The organism is Pseudonocardia pini, from assembly GCF_013870575.1.
Lineage (GTDB): Bacteria > Actinomycetota > Actinomycetes > Mycobacteriales > Pseudonocardiaceae > Pseudonocardia > Pseudonocardia pini.
Genome location: NZ_JACBXB010000413.1, coordinates 1 through 4,871 on the forward strand (window position 1 = coordinate 1; position 4,871 = coordinate 4,871).

General features: G+C 72.7%; 6 protein-coding genes. 4 read left to right on the plus strand and 2 right to left on the minus strand.

What is annotated here, in order from left to right:
* On the minus strand, positions 1 to 827 hold an 827-nt coding region (locus H5J29_RS20935), incomplete at its 3' end, for a septum formation family protein (RefSeq protein ID WP_181782746.1).
* 374 nt (positions 828 to 1,201) lie between these two features.
* On the opposite strand from H5J29_RS20935, the gene H5J29_RS20940 reads away from it, so the two are divergent.
* From H5J29_RS20940 to H5J29_RS20950, 3 genes are read left to right on the plus strand one after another with little or no spacing between them, the layout of a single operon-like run.
* Entirely contained in the window at positions 1,202 to 1,873 is a 672-nt protein-coding gene (locus tag H5J29_RS20940) for a hypothetical protein (protein ID WP_181782747.1), read from the plus strand.
* A gap of 3 nt (positions 1,874 to 1,876) precedes the next feature.
* The gene (locus H5J29_RS20945) at positions 1,877 to 3,043 is read left to right on the plus strand and encodes a glutathionylspermidine synthase family protein (protein ID WP_181782748.1); all 1,167 of its coding nucleotides are present in this window, start codon (positions 1,877 to 1,879) and stop codon (positions 3,041 to 3,043) included.
* A 40-nt stretch (positions 3,044 to 3,083) separates the two neighbouring features.
* Positions 3,084 to 3,530: a DUF350 domain-containing protein gene (locus H5J29_RS20950; RefSeq protein ID WP_181782749.1), complete on the plus strand. Its 447-nt coding sequence runs from the start codon at positions 3,084 to 3,086 to the stop codon at positions 3,528 to 3,530.
* Positions 3,531 to 3,551: 21 nt separating this feature from the next.
* Here H5J29_RS20950 and H5J29_RS36315 read toward each other — a convergent pair whose 3' ends face one another.
* Entirely contained in the window at positions 3,552 to 4,562 is a 1,011-nt protein-coding gene (locus H5J29_RS36315) for an FUSC family protein (RefSeq protein ID WP_181782750.1), read from the minus strand.
* A 57-nt stretch (positions 4,563 to 4,619) separates the two neighbouring features.
* On the opposite strand from H5J29_RS36315, the gene H5J29_RS20960 reads away from it, so the two are divergent.
* The coding region (locus tag H5J29_RS20960) for a winged helix DNA-binding protein (protein ID WP_512700131.1) at positions 4,620 to 4,871 on the plus strand (252 nt) is incomplete at its 3' end.

A 4,871-nucleotide genomic window follows, 5' to 3' on the forward strand; every position in this document is an offset into this window, starting at 1 on the left:
CCGCTGCGGTCCGGCAGCAGCGCGGCCAGGTTGCAGTTGACCCGCCGGGTGCCCGCGTTCCACGAGTCCTCGGTGACGTTGTCCCAGTACACGGTGAGCTTCTTGTCCGCGATCACCTGGGCGCCGCCCGCGTAGTCCGCGGCGATCTTCGTGCACTCCGGCTGCAGGAAACCGTCCTGGTCCGCGACGGCCGGGAAGCCCTCCGGGAACTTCTGGCTGAGGTCCACGATGCCCACGGCCTCGACGGCGTGCGGTCCGGCGCAGTCGACCGGGTCGCCGACCCGGCGCTCGTCGATCGCCAGGCAGGTGCCCGGCTCGTAGACGCCGGACTGGTCCTGGTCCGCCGCCTTGCCCGAGAGGGGGTAGAGCGCGCCGGAGCGCGAGGCGCTCTGCACGCCGCAGCGCAGCTCGCGGTCGCCGGAGTCCCACTTCTTCTGCGAGGGCTTGAGCGCCCCCACCCGGAACCGGCCGTTCGGGTCGTACTTCCCGCCCAGGTACTGCAGGACGACGGGGGAGCAGCGCTCGTTCACGAGCTGCCGCATCGCCGCGTCGTCCGGGAGGGTCTGCTGGTCGACGAGCTGCACGGTCCCGGCCTGCTCGAACAGGTGCGGCTGGGTGCAGTCGACGACGGCGGTGTCCGCCGCGTCCGCCCGGGTCCAGTTCAGGCAGGTGCCCGGCGTGGTGGGCGGCGGGGGGATGTCCTCGATGTCCGCGGCGGTCCCGTGCGGCGACGGGAGGGCCGCGATGGTGCCGAGCACCGGGACGGTGGCGCCCGCGACGGTGTCCAGCGTGGCGACGCCCAGCATCACCCCGGCCCCCACGAGCACGGCCGCGACGATGCGCCGCGCCTGACGGCGGCCCGGAACGCGCAGGCCACCGCCACGGGGCGGTGACGTGGGCGGCGGGCTCGTCCGTGGGGAGCGGACCGGAGGTTCGGCGAGAGCGACCCCGCGGGGGGAGCGGTCGCCGGACGGGGTGAAGAGCTCGTCCATGTCGTCGACCATCTTGCCTGCCCCGTCCGGGCGACCCCGAACCGGTGGGGGTGTGGCGCGGTCATCGGTCGTACGCGTGCTGCGAGGGGTCGTCGGCGTCCGACGACCGCCCGGTCGTGTGGAGCCGCGCCTTCGTTGCGGACCCGTTACCACCTCGGGGCCGCCGATCGTGAGCGTCAAGATAGGTTCGGGACACACGGGGGTGAGGGATGAGCGAGAAAGACGGCAGGCCCGAGGACGACACGGGCCCGCTGGAGTCCGTCGGCGCCGCGTCGCGTGGCCGCATGTCACAGCAGGACGCGAGCAGCACCACCCCCCGCGAGCCCACGCTGGCCGAGAAGCGGGCCCGCGAGCAGGGCGCCCGGCGCCGCGCCGAGGAGGCCGCGCTCGCCGAGGAGCAGGCGGGAAAGAAGAAGAAGCGCAAGCGGATCCTGATCGGCTCCGGCGTGGTGGTCGGCGTCGTGGCGCTGATCGCCGTCGGCTATGCCGTCTCCTCGGACGACGAGGAGGTCGAGGCCCGCTGCGTCGACGAGAACAACGTCGTGGTGGACGACAGCAACTGCGTCACCCCCGCCTCGAACACCGGCAACACCTACTACGGCGGCGGCGGCTTCTACCCGATCTTCATCGGCGGTGGCGGCGGCCAGTACCACTACAACTACGGCGGCAGCGGCAACGTCGGGCAGGTCGCCTCCGGCGGCACCACGGCCGTGCCGAGCAGCGGCAACGTCCGCACGCCCTCGGGCAAGACGATCTCCCGCGGCGGCCTCGGCGTCAGCAGCGGCAGCAGCTCGTCGTCCTCCGGCGGCGGGCCCAAGGGGACCTCGGGCGGCTCGAGCTCGTCGGGCGGCTCGTCCTCCGGCGGAAGCAGCGGGAGCTGACCCGTGCGTCGTGAACGCGGGGCGCCACGCCCCGGCTGGCAGCAGACCGTCCGCGAGCAGGGGCTGGTGTTCGACGCCCCCGGTCGGGACGCGAACGGCCTCGCCCGCCCGTACTGGGACGAGTCGGTGCACTACGTCTTCGAGATGGACGAGATCCTCTCCCTCGAGGCGGACGTCGAGCTCCTGCACTCGATGTGCCTGGAGGCGGTCGACCACGTCGTCACCACCGAGCGGTTCCGCGACTTCGCGCTGCCCGAGTGGTGCTGGGAGAAGGTCGCCGAGTCCTGGAAGCGGCACGACCCGCACGTCTACGGGCGGTTCGACCTGCGCTACGACGGCTCCGGCCCCGCCAAGCTCCTCGAGTACAACGCGGACACCCCCACCACGCTGCTCGAGGCCTCGATCCTGCAGTGGTACTGGCTCAAGGACACCCACCCGGCGGACGACCAGTGGAACTCGCTGCACGAGCGGCTGGTCGAGCGGTTCGGCGAGATCAAGGCCCTGCTGCCGACCAACGAGGTCCACTTCACCTGGTCCGGCGGGGACTCCACCGGCGAGGACCACGTGACCGTCGGGTACCTGCAGGAGACAGCGGCGGAGGCCGGCCTGGACACCGTCGGCCTGCGGATCGAGGACATCGGCTGGGACGTCGACCTGGACCGGTTCGTCGACCTCGCGGAGGTCCCGATCCAGTCCGTGTTCAAGCTGTACCCCTGGGAGTGGATGCTCACCGAGGACTTCGGCAAGCACGTGGCGCGCAGCCTGCCGGACACCCTCTGGGTCGAGCCGCTCTGGAAGTCGGTGCTCTCCAACAAGGCGATCCTCGCCGTCCTCTGGGAGATGTACCCCGGGCACCCGAACCTGCTGCCCGCCTACCTCAACGACCCCGGGCTGCTCACCGAGTACGTGCGCAAGCCGCTGCTGGGCCGCGAGGGGGCGAACGTGGACATCGTCTCGCCCGGCTCGCAGGTCTCGACCGGCGGCGTGTACGGCGAGGAGGGGTACGTCTACCAGCTGTTCGACGCGCTCCCCGAGTTCGACGGCTTCCGCCCCGCACTGGGTGCGTGGATCGTCGGCGACGGCTCGGCCGGGCTGGGCATCCGCGAGACCGCGGGCCTGGTCACGGACGACGGCGCGGCGTTCGTCCCGCACCGCATCCCCGAGTCCTGACCCCCGCAGTAGAAGTCCCTTCGCTCCCCGTGAGGAACAGATGACTCTCGCCCTGGACGCCACCTACTTCGCCGGACTCGGCCGCGGGGTCGGCGCGATCCTGCTCTACGCCCTGCTCGGCGCCCTGCTGATGCTGATCGGCTTCTGGGCCATCGACGTCACCACCCCCGGCAAGCTGAACCAGCTGGTCCGCGACGGCAAGCCGGGTGCCGTGGTGGTCACCTCGGCCGGGATGGTCTCGATGGCCTTCATCGTGGTCATCGCGATCTTCACGGCGTCGGGGCTGCTCCTCGAGGGCCTGCTGGCGTCGCTGGTGTTCGGCCTGGTCGGGATCATCGCCCAGGTCGCGGGCGTGCGGCTGTTGGAGTGGGTGACCGGCATCAAGATCGGTCCCGCGCTCGCCGCCGACGAGCTCCTCCCGGAGGCCTGGGTCGTCGCGGCCACCCACATCGCACTGGGCCTGATCGTCGCGGTCGCCATCATCTGACCCTGTGGGCGGCGATGGTCGCTATGGCGACCATCGCCGCTCACGACGGCGCAGGGCGAGGACGGCCAGCGAGACCAGCACGCCCACCACGGTGGCGAGGATCCGGTCGGTCAGCAGCTCGCCGGTCGCCGCCGGGTGCATCGTCGCCCCCACGACCAGCGCCAACGGCGTGACGAACACCAGCGCGAGCGCGTAGTTGCGGAGCACGAACAGCTCCGCGCCGACCTGCAGGACCACGGCGACCACCACGATCGCCCAGCCCGGCAGGCCCGCGGCCAGCAGCGGCGCGGCGACCGCGAGGCCGAGGAGCGTGCCCGCGATGCGGTGCAGGCCGCGCGCCAGCCGTTGGGTCCCACCGACGGCGGTGACCGGCACGACCGCGCCGATCAGCGCCCAGTAGAGGTGCTCGACCCCGAGCAGGACGGCGACCGGGGCGGTGAGCGCACAGGCCAGCACGACGTCGCCCACGATCCCGCTGCGCAGCACCTCGCGTGCCGTCCGCACCGCGACCGGTCGCCGCGCCCGGACGTGCGTGGGGAACACCGCCCCGACGCTGCCGATCAGCACCGAGAACGCGGCCGCGCCCGCCGTCGTCGCGAGGATCTCGAGGACGGTTCCGCCCGGCTGCACGGGCGCCCCCGCGAACGCCCCCGCGGCGAACACGAAGAACAGTGGGCCACCCGGCTTCCAGTCGACGATCCCGCCGACCAGCGTGGCCACCCCGGCCAGCGCGACGAGCACCGCGAGCTCGACCCACGGCGCCCCGGGCAGGTGGGCGGCCAGCAGCCCGACGGCGACGCTGAGCGTGAGCCCGACGCCGGTCAGCGCCTGCACCGCCGTGCGACCCGGCACCGTCAGGTCGCGGCCGTAGATCGCGGTGAACGCCCCGAACGCCGCCGCGCCGAGCAGGTCCAGCCGCCCGACGGCGAGCTGTTCTAATGATGCGACGCCCACCGAGACGGCGCAGCGCAGGGCGGGCCGGTGCGCGCCTGCGTGCGGCGCGACCCGCACCAGCTCCCGGACGAGTGTCACGGCATACTCCTTTCACCAGTGAACAAAGATAGTTCACCGGTGTAGCGAAGGGGTGCGATGGGTGACGCGATCGACGCCATCCGGGCGGTGTGGGCGGACCGGCGGCCGGAGCTGGACACCGAGCCGATCGCCGTCGTCGGACGGATCCTGCGGGCCGCCCGGTTCCTCCAGGGGGCCTCCGACGACCTGTTGGCCGACTCCGGCGTGACGCGCCTGGAGTTCGACGTCCTGTGCCAGCTGCGCCGCAGCGATCGCCCCCTGCGCCCGGGGGACCTCACCGCGGGGGTGGTGGGCTCGCCCGCGGCGACC

What these genes read in the sequence shown, in the direction of transcription:
- H5J29_RS20940 (WP_181782747.1), top strand. Translation starts at nt 1,202, where the DNA reads ATGAGCGAGAAAGACGGCAGGCCCGAGGACGACACGGGCCCGCTGGAG.
- H5J29_RS20950 (WP_181782749.1), top strand. Translation starts at nt 3,084, where the DNA reads ATGACTCTCGCCCTGGACGCCACCTACTTCGCCGGACTCGGCCGCGGG.